At 38.8% G+C, this 19,057-nt stretch carries 10 protein-coding genes; 1 reads left to right on the top strand and 9 read right to left on the bottom strand.

Annotated elements, in window-relative coordinates; translation table 11 throughout:
- Positions 1-285: 285 nt before the first annotated feature.
- The 7 genes from rpoC to DWZ63_RS14135 form a co-directional block, all read right to left on the bottom strand.
- Positions 286-4,095, bottom strand: coding sequence for a DNA-directed RNA polymerase subunit beta' (rpoC, locus tag DWZ63_RS14165; protein ID WP_022015322.1), 3,810 nt, complete (start codon positions 4,093-4,095; stop codon positions 286-288).
- A gap of 10 nt (positions 4,096-4,105) precedes the next feature.
- On the bottom strand, positions 4,106-8,011 hold the full coding sequence (locus DWZ63_RS14160; protein ID WP_118500223.1) for a DNA-directed RNA polymerase subunit beta: 3,906 nt from the start codon (positions 8,009-8,011) through the stop codon (positions 4,106-4,108).
- 261 nt (positions 8,012-8,272) lie between these two features.
- Positions 8,273-8,887, bottom strand: coding sequence for a signal peptidase I (gene lepB / locus DWZ63_RS14155; protein ID WP_182431542.1), 615 nt, complete (start codon positions 8,885-8,887; stop codon positions 8,273-8,275).
- Between the two features lie 274 nt (positions 8,888-9,161).
- The gene (locus DWZ63_RS14150; protein ID WP_147353243.1) at positions 9,162-10,763 is read right to left on the bottom strand and encodes a PIN-like domain-containing protein; all 1,602 of its coding nucleotides are present in this window, start codon (positions 10,761-10,763) and stop codon (positions 9,162-9,164) included.
- A 274-nt stretch (positions 10,764-11,037) separates the two neighbouring features.
- Positions 11,038-12,177, bottom strand: a complete 1,140-nt coding sequence (locus DWZ63_RS14145) for an HNH endonuclease domain-containing protein (RefSeq protein ID WP_055945424.1) — start codon at positions 12,175-12,177, stop codon at positions 11,038-11,040.
- Between the two features lie 245 nt (positions 12,178-12,422).
- Positions 12,423-13,871: a methyltransferase domain-containing protein gene (locus DWZ63_RS16245; RefSeq protein WP_182431541.1), complete on the bottom strand. Its 1,449-nt coding sequence runs from the start codon at positions 13,869-13,871 to the stop codon at positions 12,423-12,425.
- A 148-nt stretch (positions 13,872-14,019) separates the two neighbouring features.
- The gene (locus DWZ63_RS14135; RefSeq protein ID WP_118500220.1) at positions 14,020-15,159 is read right to left on the bottom strand and encodes a glycerate kinase; all 1,140 of its coding nucleotides are present in this window, start codon (positions 15,157-15,159) and stop codon (positions 14,020-14,022) included.
- A gap of 411 nt (positions 15,160-15,570) precedes the next feature.
- On the opposite strand from DWZ63_RS14135, the gene DWZ63_RS14130 reads away from it, so the two are divergent.
- A complete protein-coding gene (locus tag DWZ63_RS14130) occupies positions 15,571-16,500 on the top strand; it encodes a S1 RNA-binding domain-containing protein (protein ID WP_118500219.1) in 930 nt (309 codons plus the stop codon).
- A gap of 347 nt (positions 16,501-16,847) precedes the next feature.
- Here the strand turns inward: DWZ63_RS14130 and DWZ63_RS14125 are convergent, their stop codons facing one another.
- Both DWZ63_RS14125 and DWZ63_RS14120 read right to left on the bottom strand, forming a co-directional pair.
- Entirely contained in the window at positions 16,848-18,239 is a 1,392-nt protein-coding gene (locus DWZ63_RS14125; protein WP_118500218.1) for an MATE family efflux transporter, read from the bottom strand.
- Positions 18,240-18,430: 191 nt separating this feature from the next.
- On the bottom strand, positions 18,431-19,057 hold a 627-nt coding region (locus DWZ63_RS14120), incomplete at its 5' end, for an Rpn family recombination-promoting nuclease/putative transposase (protein WP_182431540.1).

Here is a 19,057-nt window from a genome sequence, read left to right as displayed (position 1 = left end):
TGATGTTCCATAATTTTTAATTCAGTATAATAAATCCTTAACTCTTAATTTTTATTCAATATAATATCCTATAAAACCATATAAAATCAAAAAGATGCCGCCAATGCGACACCTTTTGATTTACCGAAAGCGGTTATATACCATTTCGGCGCCCCTGCCAAGGATTGTTTACGCTCGTTTTTTAATCCTTGTGCATTTCTACTTTACTATATTTAAAGTATTATGTCAATCAGCCATTATATCTGCATAACAACTTTTGCCATGCAGATATATGCTTATGAAAAATTAGTCGTCTAATTCAGTTGTTGTTGAGAATACAAGCTCTCCATCTTCAGACTTTACTGTGTCGTCTGCCGGAGTCTCCTGCTCTGCTGCTGAATTTTCAGCTTCTTTTTCTGCTGATTTGCCATTCTTTTCTTTTGCTTTTTCCTTAGCTTCTTTCTCTGCTGCTTCTATCTTAGCTCTTCTGCGCTCCTCAATCATCTTTTCTGCTGCCTCGTCACAGTCAAGCTTAACTTCACGGTAGCACTTCATACCTGTACCTGCCGGTATAAGTTTACCGAGGATAACATTTTCCTTAAGACCAACGAGTGGGTCAATCTTGCCTTTGATTGCTGCATCAGTAAGAACTTTTGTTGTCTCCTGGAATGATGCTGCTGAAAGGAATGAGTTCGTTGCAAGTGAAGCCTTTGTGATACCGAGCATACACTGCTGTCCTGTAGGAGCTTCTTTTCCTTCCTCTGTAAGTCTCTCGACTTCATCTTCAAATTCAAGTGCATCAACCATTACACCAGGTAAGAACTCTGAATCTCCTGCTGTCTCGATGCGGATTTTCTTAAGCATCTGACGAACAATGACTTCGATATGCTTATCGTTTATCTCAACACCCTGTAAACGGTAAACTCTCTGAACTTCACGGATCATGTAATCCTGAACGGCACGAACACCCTTGATTGCAAGAATGTCATGTGGATTTACACTACCTTCTGTAAGCTCGTCACCTGCTTCGAGGACTTCGCCCTCTGTTACTTTTATACGCGAACCATAAGGGATAAGATATGCTCTCTCATCTTTAAGTTCGTCATTTGTTATAACAACTTCACGCTTCTTCTTTGTATCACGGATAGAAACTCTACCACCAATCTCTGCGATAATTGCAAGTCCTTTTGGCTTACGAGCCTCAAAAAGCTCCTCGACACGAGGAAGACCCTGTGTAATATCATCTCCGGCAACACCACCACTATGGAATGTACGCATAGTAAGCTGTGTACCAGGCTCACCGATAGACTGTGCTGCTATGATACCAACTGCTTCACCGACCTGAACCGGCTCACCTGTTGCAAGGTTGGCACCGTAACACTTAGCACAAACACCGACATGGGATTTACAGGTAAGTATTGTACGAATCTTAACCTTTGCTTTTGCTCTGTTTTCAGCAATCTCTTTACGCTGGCATACAAGTGCGGCACGCTTTGGCGTAATCATGTGGTTTGCTTTTACGATAAGCTCTCCATCATCACTGTATATATCTTCGCAGGCAAAACGTCCTGTAATTCTCTCCTGAAGTTCCTCGATTACATCCTTTCCGTCAGTAACCGCTGAAATCTCCATACCTGAAATCTCTTTTCTGTTTGCACAGCAGTCAATCTCACGAATGATAAGATCCTGTGATACATCGACAAGACGACGCGTAAGGTATCCTGAATCGGCTGTACGGAGAGCTGTATCTGACATACCCTTTCTGGCACCATGTGCAGAAATGAAGTATTCCAATACATCAAGTCCCTCACGGAAGTTTGACTTGATAGGAAGCTCGATAGTACGTCCTGATGTATCTGCCATAAGTCCACGCATACCGGCAAGCTGTTTAATCTGTTTGTCAGAACCACGGGCTCCGGAATCCGCCATCATGAAGATGTTGTTGTATGCATCAAGTCCTGTAAGAAGTGCAGTTGTGATTTCATCATCCGCCTGCTGCCAAACCTTGATAACACCCTTGTATCTCTCCTCTTCTGTAAGGAATCCACGGCGATACTTTCTTGCTATCTGCTCTACAGTCTTTTCAGCTTCTGCAAGAATTGTCTTTTTCTCTGCCGGCACTGTCATGTCGGAAATAGAAACCGTCATGGCTGCACGGGTTGAATATTTATAACCGATTGCCTTAATGGCATCCATTGTCTCTGCTGTACCTGTTGCACCATGTGCATTGATACATTTTTCAAGAATCTGCTTAAGCTGTTTCTTTCCTACATGGAAATCAACCTCAAGTTTAAGGAAATTGTCAGGGTTTGTTCTGTCTACAAATCCCATATCCTGTGGAAGAATTTCATTAAAAATAAATCTTCCGAGTGTTGAGCAGATAATCCTTGACTCTGTCTCACCGTCAGCATTGATGCCTGTTCTGCGGACATTTATTCTCTCATGGAGGCATATCTCATGGTTTTCATACGCCGTGATAGCTTCCTCCATTGATTTGTAAAATCTATAATATCTCTCCGGATGCTTATCTGCATCAGGGTCATCAATATAGTCAGGCTTTGTTCTTGAAAGCTCCGGACGCTCCTGTGTGAGATAGTAAATACCAAGTACCATATCCTGTGAAGGAACAGCAACCACTCCACCGTCTGACGGCTTCAGCAGGTTGTTTGGTGATAACAAAAGGAAACGGCACTCTGCCTGTGCTTCAACGGAAAGCGGAAGATGGACAGCCATCTGGTCACCATCGAAATCGGCATTGAACGCTGTACATACAAGTGGATGAAGCTTGATAGCCTTACCTTCTACAAGGATAGGCTCGAATGCCTGAATACCAAGTCTATGAAGCGTAGGGGCACGGTTAAGCATAACCGGATGCTCGCGGATAACTTCTTCAAGTACATCCCAAACCTCTGTCTGAAGTTTTTCTACCATCTTCTTAGCCTGTTTGATGTTGTGTGCTGTCTCATTGGCAACAAGTTCTTTCATAACGAACGGTTTGAAAAGCTCGATAGCCATTTCTTTTGGAAGACCACACTGGTAAATCTTAAGTTCAGGTCCTACTACGATAACTGAACGTCCTGAATAGTCAACACGCTTACCGAGAAGGTTCTGACGGAAACGACCCTGCTTACCTTTAAGCATATCTGAAAGTGATTTGAGAGGTCTGTTTCCCGGACCTGTAACAGGACGGCCACGACGACCGTTGTCAATAAGAGCATCTACTGCTTCCTGAAGCATTCTCTTTTCGTTTCTGACGATAATGTCGGGTGCTCCAAGTTCAAGAAGTCTCTTAAGACGGTTGTTTCTATTTATAATACGACGATATAAGTCGTTCATATCTGATGTTGCAAAACGTCCACCGTCAAGCTGCACCATAGGACGAAGATCAGGAGGGATTACAGGGATAACTGTAAGTATCATCCATTCAGGCTTATTTCCTGACTCCCTAAATGACTCTATAACTTCGAGTCTTTTAATAATTCGTGCACGCTTCTGACCTGATGCATTTTCAAGTTCAGTTTTGAGTGTCACGGATTCTTCCTCAAGATCGATGTTCATAAGAAGTTCCATGATAGACTCAGCACCCATTCCTGCACGGAATGAATTGCCATATTTTGCCTTTGCTTCCTGATACTCAGCTTCAGATAAAATCTGTTTCTGCTGGATTCCTATATCAGGTGCTGTCTCTAATACGATGTAAGAAGCAAAGTATAATACTCTCTCAAGGTTTTTAGGTGATACATCAAGGATGAGTCCCATACGGCTTGGAATACCCTTGAAATACCAAATATGTGATACCGGTGCTGCAAGTTCAATGTGTCCCATACGCTCACGACGAACGCTTGACTTTGTAACTTCTACACCACACTTATCACAAACTACACCCTTATAACGGATTTTCTTATACTTACCACAATGACACTCCCAGTCCTTGCTTGGTCCGAAAATCTTTTCACAGAAAAGACCATCTTTTTCCGGTTTTAAGGTTCTATAATTTATTGTCTCAGGCTTCTTAACCTCGCCCCTAGACCATTCTCTGATCTTTTCAGGCGAAGCAAGACCAATCTTAATAGCATCATAAGTGATGTGCTTTTCCGCTTTATTAGTCTCTGACATAGTAACCTCCTTAGTCATCAAATACTGATTCTGTATCAATCATAGTTGCACCAAATGCATCTTCAAGCTCATCAGGTGTTCCCTCGATATAGCCTGCTGATGCATATGACTCACCGTTGTCAAATGCGTCATATGTCTCATCATCATCAGTAAGTGATTTGATTGAATCGTTTTCAGATTCGTCAACATCCTCACCAAGTTTTACTTCATTGCCATTCTCATCAAGAACAGTAACATCAAGTGCAAGTGCCTGTAATTCTTTAAGAAGGACCTTAAATGACTCAGGAATACCAGGCTCTGAAATATTGTCACCCTTGATAATAGCTTCGTAAGTCTTAACACGACCGATAACATCATCGGATTTAACGGTAAGAATTTCCTGAAGTGTGTGTGCAGCACCATATGCCTCAAGTGCCCAAACCTCCATCTCACCGAAACGCTGTCCACCGAACTGAGCCTTACCACCGAGTGGCTGCTGTGTTACTAATGAGTAAGGACCTGTTGAACGTGCATGGATCTTATCATCAACAAGATGATGGAGTTTGAGGTAGTGCATGAAACCGATTGTAACAGCACCGTCAAAATACTCACCCGTACGACCATCACGAAGACGAACTTTTCCGTCTCTGTTGATTGGAACGCCTTTCCACTGAGCACGATAAGCTTCATTTTCAACAAGATATTCCATAACATCAGGTGCAAGAATATCTTTATATTTATCTTCAAAAGGAACAACTTCCTTTAAGCGTGCGATTTCCTGCTCGTCACCATCTTCCTCTGCCTTTGCAAGCTGCTCGGCGAGTTCTTCCTGATTGAGCGGTGTATTTGCATAATCATTTGCAAGTTCAAGAGTATCCATAATATCTTTCTCGTTCGCGCCGTCAAATACAGGAGTTGATACATTAAAGCCAAGAACTTTCGCTGCAAGACTTAAATGAATTTCAAGGACCTGACCGATGTTCATTCGAGAAGGCACACCCAACGGGTTAAGCACGATGTCAAGCGGACGACCGTTTGGAAGGAATGGCATATCTTCAACAGGGAGAACTCTTGAAACGACACCCTTGTTACCATGACGACCGGCCATTTTATCTCCGACCTGAATCTTACGCTTCTGTGCAATATATATACGAACTGACTGATTTACTCCCGGTGGAAGCTCATCACCGTTTTCTCTTGTAAATACTTTGGCATCAACGATAATACCAAACTCTCCATGAGGAACTTTAAGAGATGTATCTCTTACCTCACGTGCTTTTTCTCCGAAGATTGCACGAAGAAGTCTTTCCTCGGCTGTAAGCTCTGTCTCTCCCTTAGGAGTAACTTTACCTACAAGGATATCTCCGGCACGAACCTCAGCACCGATACGGATGATTCCACGCTCATCAAGATTCTTAAGGGCATCATCACCTACGCCCGGTACATCACGTGTGATTTCCTCAGCACCAAGTTTTGTATCTCTTGCCTCTGCCTCATACTCATTTATATGAACTGATGTATAAACATCTTCTTTTACAAGTCTTTCACTAAGAAGTACGGCATCCTCGTAGTTGTAACCTTCCCATGTCATGAAACCGATAAGCGGGTTCTTACCAAGTGCGATCTCACCGCCGCAGGTAGAAGGTCCGTCTGCGATAACCTGTCCTTTCTTAATTTCATCACCTTTTCTTACGATAGGCTTCTGGTTCATACTTGTTCCCTGGTTGCTTCGCTGGAACTTAGAAAGCTTATATCTGTGAACATTTCCTGTTGCAGGCTTGATGATAATCTCATTTGATGCTGAACGCTCAACAATACCGTCTTCCTCTGCAACTACACAGTTTCCTGAATCGACTGCTGCTTTCATCTCCATACCCGTACCAACAGCAGGTGCCTCAGTAATAAGAAGCGGAACTGCCTGACGCTGCATGTTTGAACCCATCAATGCTCTGTTGGCATCATCGTTCTGGAGGAACGGAATCATTGCCGTAGCTACTGAGAATACCATCTTAGGAGATACATCCATGAGGTCTATCTTGCTCTTTGCAAACTCTGATGTCTCTTCACGGAAACGACCTGAAACATTGTTTCTCACGAAATGTCCGTCAGTATCAAGCTCCTCGTTAGCCTGTGCAACGATATATTTATCTTCTTCGTCTGCTGAGAGATATACAACCTCGTCAGTAACGACAGGATTTGCCGGGTCAGTTTTATCTAGTTTACGATAAGGTGCCTCGATAAATCCATACTCATTTATTCTCGCATAAGATGCAAGCGAGTTGATAAGACCGATGTTTGGTCCTTCAGGTGTTTCTACAGGACACATACGGCCATAATGTGTATAATGAACATCTCGAACCTCGAATCCGGCTCTGTCTCGTGAAAGACCACCAGGTCCTAATGCCGATAATCTTCTCTTGTGAGTAAGCTCACTAAGAGGATTGTTCTGATCCATGAACTGTGACAACTGTGAACTTCCGAAGAACTCCTTAACTGCCGCAGTTACAGGTTTGATATTTATAAGTGACTGTGCAGTGATGCTGTTGATGTCCTGTGTAGACATTCTCTCACGCACAACTCTCTCCATTCTTGAAAGTCCAATACGATACTGGTTCTGTAAAAGCTCTCCGACCGCACGGATACGACGATTTCCTAAGTGGTCAATATCATCATCCGTTCCAACACCATATTCAAGATGCATATTGTAGTTGATAGATGCAAAAATATCTTCCTTCGTGATATGCTTAGGAACAAGTTCAGAAATATTATATCTGATAAGTTCCTTAATCTCTTCAATATCGTCATTCTCGTCAAGAATCTGCTTTAAGAGAGGATAATAAACACTCTCATGTACCTCAACCTCAGCCGGGTCAACATCAGGCAGATATGCCTTAAGGTCAACCATAAGGTTAGAAAGTACCTTTGTAACTTTTTCTTCTTTTTCAACCATTACATAAGGAACTGCTGCGTTCTGAAGCTCAGTTGCAAGTTCTTCAGTAATAGTTGTTCCTGCTTCATATACTTCACCAGTTGCAGGGCTCACAGCATCCTCTGCAAGCTTGCAGCCTGTAATACGGTTTTTGAAATGAAGTTTCTTATTAAACTTATATCTTCCGACCTTTGCAAGATCATATCTCTTAGGATCAAAGAACATACCGTTTAATAAGTTTTCAGCACTGTCTACTGACAATGGCTCGCCCGGACGAAGTTTCTTGTATAATTCAAGAAGACCGTCCTGATAATTCTCGGTAGTATCTTTCTCAATACTTGCAAGAATCTTTTGCTCATCACCGAAAAGGTCCTTAATCTGTTCATTGCTTCCAAGACCCATAGCTCTAAGGAATACAGTAATAGGAACCTTTCTGTTTCTATCTACACGAACATAAAATACATCATTGGAGTCAGTCTCGTATTCCAGCCATGCACCACGATTTGGAATTACAGTTGATGAATAAAGTTCCTTACCGAATTTATCATGTCCGATCGCATAATAAATACCAGGTGAACGAACTAACTGGCTAACTATAACTCGTTCAGCACCATTGATTACAAAGGTACCTGTCGCAGTCATCAAAGGAAGATCTCCCATAAAGATCTCATGCTCTTTAATTTCTTCTGTTTCCTTATTGTGTAACCTTACTTTCACCTTTAAAGGTGCTGCGTATGTTGCATCCCTTTCCTTACACTGATCGATGTCATACTTTGTCTCATCCCTGCATAAAACAAAATCTACAAATTCGAGACTGAGATGACCACCAAAATCAGAGATAGGCGAAATATCTCGGAAAACTTCTTTTAGTCCTTCGTCCAAGAACCACTGATAAGAATTAGTCTGCAGCTCAATGAGATTTGGCATCTCCAGCACTTCCTGCTGTTTGGCATAACTCATTCTAACACCGTTACCTACTTTTACTGGGCGTATCCTGTTTTTCTCCATCGATGTTCACTCCTTAATTTTTTAGAGTATTTTGCAGTCTGACTATTTTTTTCATTAAGGACTTTTCTTTTTTAACGAACTGTGATATAATAATTAAGAAAAGCATAAAAGTATAGTCAGCCACAATAGTGCATTTTTCATGTTAGCATTAAAGGGCTGACTTGTCAAGAATTATTTTGAAATTTTGTTAAAATATGTATTTTATCAGATGTGTTGTCATTTGACAACACTTTTTTTATCTCTTTTTATGGCAGATATACATCATTTATATATCTTCGATGCAATATTCTTAAGCTTCACGGGTCCAAATTCACGGCTGTCACTGCTTTTTACTCTGTTATCTCCCATAACAAAGTATTCATCTTTGCCCAATTTAACCGGTTTTGAAGCGACTCCTGCATATCCCATCTTGTCTTTACGATAGTTTTCCTTTAATATATCTCCGTTTATATAGATATCCTCACCTTTCACCTGGATAGTTTCACCCGGCATCCCTATTATCCTCTTGATATAATACTCATCTTTTTTTCCCTCCGCCGCTGCTTTCGCCACATCGTCCTCGCCATTATCTTTTTTTACCATCTCTGATAACTGTGTCGCAAGTCTCTGTGTAAACTCAACAATATCTTCCTTATGTTTATGTCCATACGGATATATCGTGACAACATCAAAACGCTTTGGCTTCTGAAATTTATAAATTATCTTGTTTGCAATAACATTCTCTCCATCATAAAAATTATCATCCATGGAATGACCGTCTACCACCGTACGCTCAGCAGCATATGTATTTACAACATATGAACCTGTGATAGATATTGCAATAAGGAGTATAAATGATATAACAATCTTCATTGTTGTTTTTAAAAGTTTCTTCATTGTTCGTCCCACCTTTTTTATTTGTTGTGATGATGATATAATAACATTCATCAAATATAAAGTAAAGGGATATCAGATGGCAGGCAGTCTCGTTATAAGACTGCCTGTTGATTATTATTATATAGTTTTCTATGTTTCGTCAGCCCGACAAATTGGAATTTGTTGAGTTCTTTACATTCATAAAATATCAATTTGACTGGATAACAAACCATGCAAAGACATGCCAGAAATCAGTCGTTTGGTCGCTTTTATACTCTATTCCCTAATAGTTCAATCAGACATCATATTCATCTTCACAGTTAATGCAAAATGTCCCTGAACCACCTCTCATTTCTTCAGGATACTTGGCCCCACATCCTGGACACACAAATCCATTTTCATTCGTAGTCATACAATCATCGCATATAGGGTTCCCTTTATAGTCTCTATAAAACGATTCCCATTCATACCCTATTTTTTCTCCACATTCCGCACAATATATATCGAAATCAGAATCGTTATCCTCATACGAATCCTCTGTAATAGATGCAGTCTCGATCTCTGCATCTTGGTATTCAAAATCATCATTCCAATTAATTACTGTATCCAATGCTCTTGTGACTAACACATCAACTTTACCAGAACACTCATGCCTTCTTCCTGGAGAAGTAATTATTTCTTTTGTATCGTCATCTCTTCCCCAGTATTCATATGACACACCTGATATTACTATATGATAGGAAATAATATATGTTGCCATACCAGAATCTACGTCTATTCTTTCAAAACCATAAAATCCGACATCATCCAGCTCCCACTCATCTACTCCCTCTGACCCAACATGGGAATTATTCTCATCAAGAAAACTTGTTCCAGAGTAGGCAATTTCACTCCAAACAGATTCAAATACTTGCATTTGTACTTCATCTACAAAAGATTCATCTGTAGCATTCAAAATCAATGATATTGCATCTGGTGCCTCAATCATAAATTCCCTAGCAATTGCTTGGTATAGATCATATCCAACCAACGGAATCAATTTTAAATTTTTACTTAAGTCTTTTCTAATCTTGGTCTTACGCGAAAATTCTTTAACTAATTCTTTTCTAAATAGAATTCTCCCATCATCTAATTTTTCCCACCAATCTTCTTTTACATCATCTGTAACAAAAATAATGTTTTTATTATTTGATGCTGCGTATTCATACGTCTCCGCCCAAACAATTAAATCCCCATACTTACTAACGCCATCTTTTTTTGAATCTTTATACCCCGGAGGTGTTTGTGACTTATATCTATGCTCGCCCTCCTTGCATAGTTTATATATAAATAATGCAGAAGGTTCAGGCATTTTGCGAAATGAATTCATTAAATCAAGCACTTTATCTTCATTCCAGTTATTCAAGAAATCCAGATTTTGGTGTTCCACAAAATATGAATCAAATTCATCTTGAAGTTCACCAACCTTTTCTATTAAATTATCAACAAGTCCATCTATATCTGGATAACCATTTTTTGATAGTTCGTCACATTGACCCTTTATTTTATTTTCTATAATTGAAATAAGTTGATTACACGTTTCAGCCGACTTCTCTATGGATTTTACTTTTTTACCATATTCTTCTTTTCTATGTTTTTCATATTCCCAATACACATTAAATGGAATACAAACATAATCCTTTATACTGTCTAGACACTCTAAAGCAAACTCAGCATAATCTGGCGATGAACGATATATTTTCAAAAGGATATTCGCGTCCAATACAACAATATAATTTTTATTCTGAAGAAGTTCCTTTATTGCAACCATTGAATTACTTTGTCTTTCCTCATCATTTATTTCATTAGGACTTTTAACTTTTTCATCTTCCGAACCTGTTTTAATTTTCTTATCCATAACTTCTCCTTTTATACAATTCCATCCATATGCAATAAAATCTTTTTTATTGCCATACAATAACTTTTATCTCAAATCAAATTTCATAACAATTAAACCACTGTATTCCAATACAGCATCAACCATTTTAGCAAATCTACAAATTACGATTTGTTAAACTCCATGTATTTATTATACCTTGTATAAGCAAATTCTCATATCCATTTTATGTCATATTTTTGCAATATTCTTTTGGCAGAATATTATCATCTCCATTTTTATCAACCATAACATTTCACATTCTCCAAATCTCATACCCCTGTATTCTTGCCGAGTCATACACCGGATGCAATTTTTCCTCCAAAACCTTAATAAACGCTTCTCTGTCATTTTCGGCAATGTATAATTCTTCCATCGACCACGGCATCACAAGATTATCTCTCTGACATTTCTTAAATTTGTCCATTATCTTTTCGCTGCTTTTTGCACTTTCATACATCATATATTGATTTTTTGCAAACAGTTCAAAATATTTCCACTGTGGCAGATTATTACTCTTGCTTGAATTAAGCGAACTATCCATAGGAAGTAAATTCCACAGTTCATCATTTGCCACAAACGACCACGGCACAAAATGATCTATATCAAAATCATCTAATCCAAGCAATTTTTCAGAATATATATCATATACGGGTTTTGTCTCGATTATAGTATTCCACAAATTTCTTACATATCTTAATTTTCTCTGTTTATTATTTTCAGGAACAAGTTTATAGATTATCCCCGGTACACCAGGATTTCTCCCTTGCAAATACCGTACTTTTTTCACTTCTATCCAGCCTGAAATCGTGACAAAATTGTCCATGAAAAAATTCTGCCATTCCTCATTGATAACGACACGCTTTTTCAAGCCTGCTCCATTCGTTATCTGATATGGAATACATTCTTTCTTATTTAACTGCTCAATATAAGCTATCAATCTCTTTTTTTGATCCCATATCCTGTCATTTCCTTTAACTTCGTGCATAAACGGAGACAGCATACGATAAGGCACATTCTTCGTCAACTGGTCTTTTTCACCATGCAGCTCCCTGTCATTTTCTTTAACAGCCAATATAATCGTATCTCTGTCCGCATCATTTGGAATATTTGTCAACTGCGACAATTTGATAACCGCTCTTTCCAAACTATTCATTATTTTTCCCGAAGCATTTTTAGGACCGAGATGCAGATGATATTCAACAACAGAATACCACGCATCTGCTATCATCTGATTTATAAGGTCATCAAAGACAATTTCTGTCTTTCCAAGCGAAAATAATTTTAACAATGCATCAAGCCAATAGAATTTATAACATTCTGTCGTATCGTCAAGCATATGTATGAAGCTGTCTATATTCAAGTCATTTTTATATTTTAAATGCTGTATATCCAAATTTTACCACCTCAAATATTAAAATTGGACAATATTTATCTATATGCTATTATAGCATCATACTTATATGATTACAATTTATACCTATTATCTATTTTTCTTTTTAAAACAATCTAACCGCAAAAAATATATGGCAATATCCAAGTCTGCTCACTATTTTATTATATATTTTTATGTCAGAATATCCTTTTTATTTCTCTTCCTGATTTTTCAACCAAACAGCATCCATCGCTTCCACTCTGTTCTTATCCTCTCCGCACCAACACATTCAGCCACTTTTCCTCTCCTCTGCCTACTCTCACATCCGATGTTATCCACTGTTCTTCAAGAGCTGCTCCATCTGTTTTTTTTATCAATTCTTTGAATGTTTCTTCGGTCATATCGGTAAAATATCTGCCGTTACGCTCCCCCGAAAAATTTCCATACTTAAATGACGCATATATAATCCCGTTCGGTTTCAATGCTGTCGTCATTTTATTCATAACATTTTCAAGTTCATCCTTTGTCAGATGAAGTATCGACGAGCACGCCCATATACCGTCATATTTTTCTTTTACATTAAGTTCAGTAAACATCATATTTTTGACGGAAATCCCCGTGTATTCACTCGCCCGCCTGCACATCTCTTTTGAACCGTCAACCGCATCCACCTTATAGCCGTTATCGAGAAAATATTTTGTGTCTCTGCCTGAACCGCATCCAAAATCAAGAATAAATGCCCCTTTATCCAGCTTCTCAATAAATTTTTTCTGAGTTTCCTCAAAATCCACCTGTAATGTACTTGCGACAAATTTATCCGCATTTAAGTTGTAATAATCAAGTGTATTATGCACATTATTTTTTTCTTTTACACAATCAAAATGGAAACTTTCGAGAATTTCATTTGAAGCTGTCCTGTCAATTATCTGCTTTACCAGAGTTTCAAGTTTAGATTTTTTAGTATAATCCGCCGGAACAAAATATTTTATCCTGTTTTCTTCGAGCATATTAAAAACTTTTGTCTTGTCTTTCGTTTTTGAATCATAGACACCTATTGAATGTCCGCCGTTTATATTTACGAGCTTCATGCATGGAATATCCGTCTCGCTGTCGCCGATATAGACCATATTGCGGAACGGAACTCTGTATTCATTTGGCTTAAAGTAATCATTCACCCTTGAATCATTTACATCAAGTATTCCCTTTTCTATCCTGAACAAAAACTGCGTTTTATTGGTGTAATTTACCACCTGTGCAGGCCACACGGCGACCCCGCTCTCATCAAAATAAAACGAACTCGCATAAATCTTTTTAAATTTGTCTGCAACTTCCGTGCCTTCTATCATCTCTTTTAATCCCGATGAAATAATATAGTGTTCAACCTTTACGCCCTTTTTTTCACCGTAATCATTTATCCTATCAAACCATGTTGCCACACCCGGATAAAGTTTAACTTTTGCCCCGTCATTATGTAAAGTTTCTTTTGTAAAAAGAACTTTCCCCCTCGATTTCTCTGCCATCAGATACATATAAGCAAGATTTCTGTCCATCTCATTTTTTTCTGAAAGTTCGTTTGACTCTCTCCAAAAATCGTCAACCTCATAATCAATCGACTGGATATAGCCCTGTGCCTGCATATCATCAGGCGACAGTGTCTTGTCAAAATCATAGCATATCGCCAAAACCGGATTATCTGGTTCATTTTCTTTTATCATAAGCAACTCTCCTCCATCCTTCGCCCAAAACAATATTACTGGTTTTATTATATGATGCAAGGGTCAAAATACCTTTTGACCCCAATATCATTATATAATAATGCCTTTCACTTTACAACCACGCCCCTTACACACGCTAAATACAACTCTAATGTACCATAAAGTCTGCTGCCAATCTGAACACCTGCTCCGCCGTAAGTTCCATATTTTTTACGGCATTTTCCGTTCGCATTGCTTTTTCCAATGTTGTCGCTCCACGCACTATCGGGAAAAATGCATCTATTCCGTTTGCATTGCACAAAACCGCATCGTCAGATACACTCCCCGCAAACGCTATCACTTTTTTATTGTATTTCTTTGCCAGTCCTGCCACACCTATCGGTGCTTTCCCCATCACGGTCTGGCTGTCGAGCCGTCCCTCTCCCGTCACTACAATATCAGCCATTTTTATCTTTTCTTCCATATCGGTTGCCTGCATAATAAGTTCAACTCCCGGTTTAAGTTCCGCATTTAGATATGAAAGAAATGCAAAACCAAGACCGCCAGCCGCACCTGCTCCCGCAATATCTTCACATGATACACCAAGTTTTTCCGCTGTTTTTTCTGCAAAATGTTTCATTGCCCTATCAATAACAGGCTTCATCTCATCGGTCACACCTTTCTGCGTACCAAATATATAGGTCGCACCGTTTTCACCGCACAGCGGATTATCAACATCACACGCAACCTGAAATTTAACTTTTGAAATCAGAGGATTCACTTTATCATCAACAATCTTTTCTACTTTTCCAAGTGATGATGCACCAAGTCCCACATCTTTCCCGTTTTTATCAAGAAATTCATATCCAAGTGCCTTAAGCATACCAATACCGCCATCATTTGTCGCACTACCGCCTATTCCGATAATGATATTTTCTGCACCTCTTTTAATCGCATCAAAAATCATTTCACCGACACCAAAAGTCGTGGCGGCTAACGGATTTTTTTCATGCACAAGTGTAATTCCTGCTGCCGAAGCCATCTCCATAACTGCCTTTTTGCTCCCGTCAAGCCATCCATAATAGCAATCTGTTTTTTCACCAAGAGGACCGGTCACCGTAAGGCTTATCTTTTCGCCATCCATCCCATCGGTCAGTGCGTCTGTTGTCCCCTCTCCACCATCAGCAAGAGGACATACCAACACATCCGCATCAGGAACAGCCTTTAAAATCCCTTTTTTCGCTGCTTCGCCTGCCTGCATTGAAGTCATACTTCCCTTAAAAGAATCTATTGAAATCAGTATGTTCAATTTTTACCTCCCAGAAATCATAATCATAAGTTACCATCAAATTTATCTTCCACTCCAGCAAAAACATTCTATATTTTTATCCGATTTTTTCTTATATAATATCATCCCATGATATTTATGTAAAGAATAGCCAATAAATTCGCGGCAAACATTAGTCTACATACTTGCATATATTCTCTGTTCACACTATACTAAAAAAGGGCAAAACCAGCGTTTTGCCCTGACATCCACACTACATTACAAGCGTTTTCCTATACACTAAAAACAGTTATTGTTCGCTTTTTTAATGCGGACAACTAACAAATTATAAAACCATAGGTAAATGCGAAACTAATTATATGTTGTGTTAATTGCACAGATATAACAAATAAATACCTAATTATAAAACAAAAACGAAAGGGGTACAAATATATGGCTGATAACAATACTGAAAGCATGAAAGACTTTGAAAAGGAACTTGAAAGTTCTTTTAAAGTAATAAAAGAGGGTGACATTTTAGATGTTACCGTTATAGGAATTTCTGAAACAGAACTCACTGTCGATTTGAATTATTATACAGAGGGTATCGTTCCTCTTGAAGAATGTAGTGATGACCCTGCTTTTTCCATCAAAAACGACTGCAATATCGGTGATACTATCCGTGCAATGGTTATTGACGCTGAGGGTGACAACGGAGCCGTCATCTTATCAAAAAAAGCTGCCCACAATCTTCTTGTATGGGATGAACTCAAAAATGATATGGCAAACCGCACTGTTTTTTCCGTCAAGATTACCGAAGCAAATCCAGGTGGTGTGACAGGTTTTGTCAAGGGAGTTAAAGCATTTATTCCCGCTTCAAAAATCGGTCTTGACTATGTTGAGGACACTGAAAGCTATGTCGGCATGACTTTAAATGCGATTATCATTACCGCTGACGCAAACGAAAAAAGACTTGTCCTCTCAGCAAAAGAAATCGCAAGAGAAAACGCTGTGCTTGAACATTCGCAGAAAGTTTCAAAACTCGCAGTTGGCGAAACCGTTTCTGGAAAGATTGTGCGCATGGAATCATATGGAGTCTTTATTGAAATAGGTGAAGACCTTATAGGACTTTGTCATATATCACAGATTACAAATAAATTTATCAAATCTCCAAAGGAAGTTGTTAAACTCGGTGATACTGTATCTGCAAAAATAATCGCTCTTGATGGTGACAGGATATCACTCAGCATGAAAGCACTTGAGAATGATATTCCTGACGAAGAAGAAGATACATACGAAATTCCTGACGAATTTCGTGCAGATAAGGAAGAAAAAGCTGATGAAAATCCTTTTGCGAAGCTGCTCAAAGGAATAAAACTGTAATATACATCTGTGTCAATCGAGGATGTATAACAAATAATGCCACTGGCACGCACTCTCTACATCGTCGCTCGCAGCAGTACATATGTCAATAAAAAACATTGACCCGTCAGCAAAATACGCTGATTAAGAAAAGATACCGTTACCTTATGCACCATGTCCATCCGGACAATGGTGCTTTTGTTATTGCTGTCAGAAAGTATATATGGAATCACAATGTAGATTTTCCACTCTTTCTAAAAAGTATGTTTGATGTAAACAAGCAGCTTCTTGACGGTTCGGAAGAAGCAAAACAGCTTTTTCATGTATCAACCCTATCCGGTCACCTATTTTTATGTCTGCTATCCGCCTTATTCCCGTCCCTCAGGAATATCTTTTATAATGTCATTCCAGATTTTTATAAGAAATGTAAGTGACACAATAAATGACATAACCTCTGCAATTGGAAACGACCACCATACCATATGAAGTCCGCCAAATTTTGCAAGAAGATACGCAGCCGGCACGAGAACTACAAGCTGACGCATGATTGATACGACCATACTAAACACTGCTTTTCCAAGTGCCTGAAATACGGTTCCTGCAATAATACAGAACCATGCAATCAGATAATGTACACCTATCGTTCTAAGTGCAGGCACACCTATCTTAAGCATATCATCAGAGGCATTAAACAATCCGAGCAATGCCTGTGGAATACTCTCAAAAAGAACAAATCCAATAAATGTAAGACAAAAAGCCGTCACAAGACTTACTTTTATCGTCTTTACCATACGCTTACGCTGTCTCGCACCATAATTGTAGGCAATAATGGGTGTAATTCCGTTGTTCAGACCAAATACAGGCATAAAGAAAAAGCTTTGCAGCTTAAAATAAACACCAAAAACAGCCGTAGCCGTTGATGAAAACTCAATAAGAATACGGTTCATGCAATATGTCATAACAGAGCCGATAGACTGCATTATAATAGAAGGTATTCCAACTGCATAAATCGTTCCGATAATCTTAAAATCAGGCTTAAATCCCTTAAATTGAAATCTAACTTCATGATTAAATTTGTGATTACAGGTTCCTGCAACAAGCCCTGCAACACACTGACCGATAACGGTTGCAACAGCAGCTCCTGTCACTCCCATTTTAGGAGCACCAAACATACCGAAGATTAAAATCGGATCTAATATAATATTTGTAACCGCACCGCTGAGCTGGGAAGTCATACTAAAAATCGTGCGTCCTGTCGATGTGAGAAGTCTCTCAAAAAACACCTGCGTGAAAATACCAAACGAAAAAATCATGACCGTGCTAAGATAATCAACTCCCATAGTCATAATCTCAGCATCGGCACTTCCCACCTGACTTCTGTAAAAAGGCTTCACTACGGTAAATCCAAGTATTAGAAAAATAATATAACTTACCGCATATATAAATGCTGCATTTGTCGCCGTTTTATTAGCTTTCTTAAAATCTTTCTCCCCGAGAGACTTAGACAAAAGTGCATTCATACCTACACCGGTTCCCGTAGCTACCGCAATAAGAAGCGTTTGCAAAGGGAATGCAAGTGAAACCGCCGTCAAAGCATTCTCCGATAATTTTGCGACAAATATACTGTCAACAATATTGTATAATGCCTGCACCATCATCGAAACCATCATCGGCAGTGACATATTGAAAACCAGTTTTCCTATTGGCATAATCCCCATCTTATTTTCCTGAATAGGGGCTGAAGATTGTTGATTACTCATTTTTTACTCCTTTCGTGTAACAAAAACATTTTACCAGTCAGGCAGATATTTACAATCCACTCTGCTTCTTAATAGTTTTAGACATTTTTTCTTTTGAATCTGTACTTTTTGCTTTGTCGTACAGTTGTTTATATTACCACGAAAGACATAGTAAGGGCAAGTCGTTAGGAAATGCTCGTTTTGTGAAAACATTATTTCTCTAACCACTGTTTTATAGTTTCTTCATCCATATCTACAGCACTTGCTATTAAAGAAATATCCATTCCCATATCATTTAATTTTTCTACCGTTTTTTTCTTCTCAGCCATAGCTTTTTTTACAGCCTCCTCTGTAGCTTTTTTTGCTGCCTCTTTTGCTGCCTCTTTTGCTGCTTCTTTCGCTTTTCTCTCGGCATATTCCTCTACACTTTTACACATCTTCTCGTCCTCCTCACCATGTTTTAATTCTTTCATTCTTCTTGATATATTTGGAAATTTATCATCCCTGAAATCTGTTTTTAGAAAACATTGCATGAGGTCACTTATCAGACTATCATCTGCCACTTCAGTATTGACATATACTGACATAAGACCATCATTTACCAGATTGCCTGTTTCCCTTATAACATTTTCTACATGATACACTGTTTTTCCTGCTCCAAACATATCGAACTCGGATATATAAATTACTATTACATCCTTAACATCCTCAAATTCATCACCCGGTTCAGATTTATTAATTGTTATTGTTGATGCATTATAACGCACGCGTTTTACATGATTGCAATTATCTGATCTCTGTATTTCTATATTATATACTTTATCTTCAACACCTTCAAT

The sequence above is a fragment of the Clostridium sp. AF34-13 genome, from assembly GCF_003477845.1.
GTDB lineage: Bacteria > Bacillota > Clostridia > Lachnospirales > Lachnospiraceae > Butyribacter > Butyribacter intestini.
This window is presented reverse-complemented; position numbering and strand designations above follow the sequence as displayed.

What these genes read in the sequence shown, in the direction of transcription:
- DWZ63_RS16245 (WP_182431541.1), bottom strand. Translation starts at nt 13,871, where the DNA reads ATGATAAAAGAAAATGAACCAGATAATCCGGTTTTGGCGATATGCTAT.
- DWZ63_RS14130 (WP_118500219.1), top strand. Translation starts at nt 15,571, where the DNA reads ATGGCTGATAACAATACTGAAAGCATGAAAGACTTTGAAAAGGAACTT.
- DWZ63_RS14160 (WP_118500223.1), bottom strand. Translation starts at nt 8,011, where the DNA reads ATGGAGAAAAACAGGATACGCCCAGTAAAAGTAGGTAACGGTGTTAGA.
- DWZ63_RS14150 (WP_147353243.1), bottom strand. Translation starts at nt 10,763, where the DNA reads ATGGATAAGAAAATTAAAACAGGTTCGGAAGATGAAAAAGTTAAAAGT.
- lepB (WP_182431542.1), bottom strand. Translation starts at nt 8,887, where the DNA reads ATGAAGAAACTTTTAAAAACAACAATGAAGATTGTTATATCATTTATA.
- rpoC (WP_022015322.1), bottom strand. Translation starts at nt 4,095, where the DNA reads ATGTCAGAGACTAATAAAGCGGAAAAGCACATCACTTATGATGCTATT.
- DWZ63_RS14125 (WP_118500218.1), bottom strand. Translation starts at nt 18,239, where the DNA reads ATGAGTAATCAACAATCTTCAGCCCCTATTCAGGAAAATAAGATGGGG.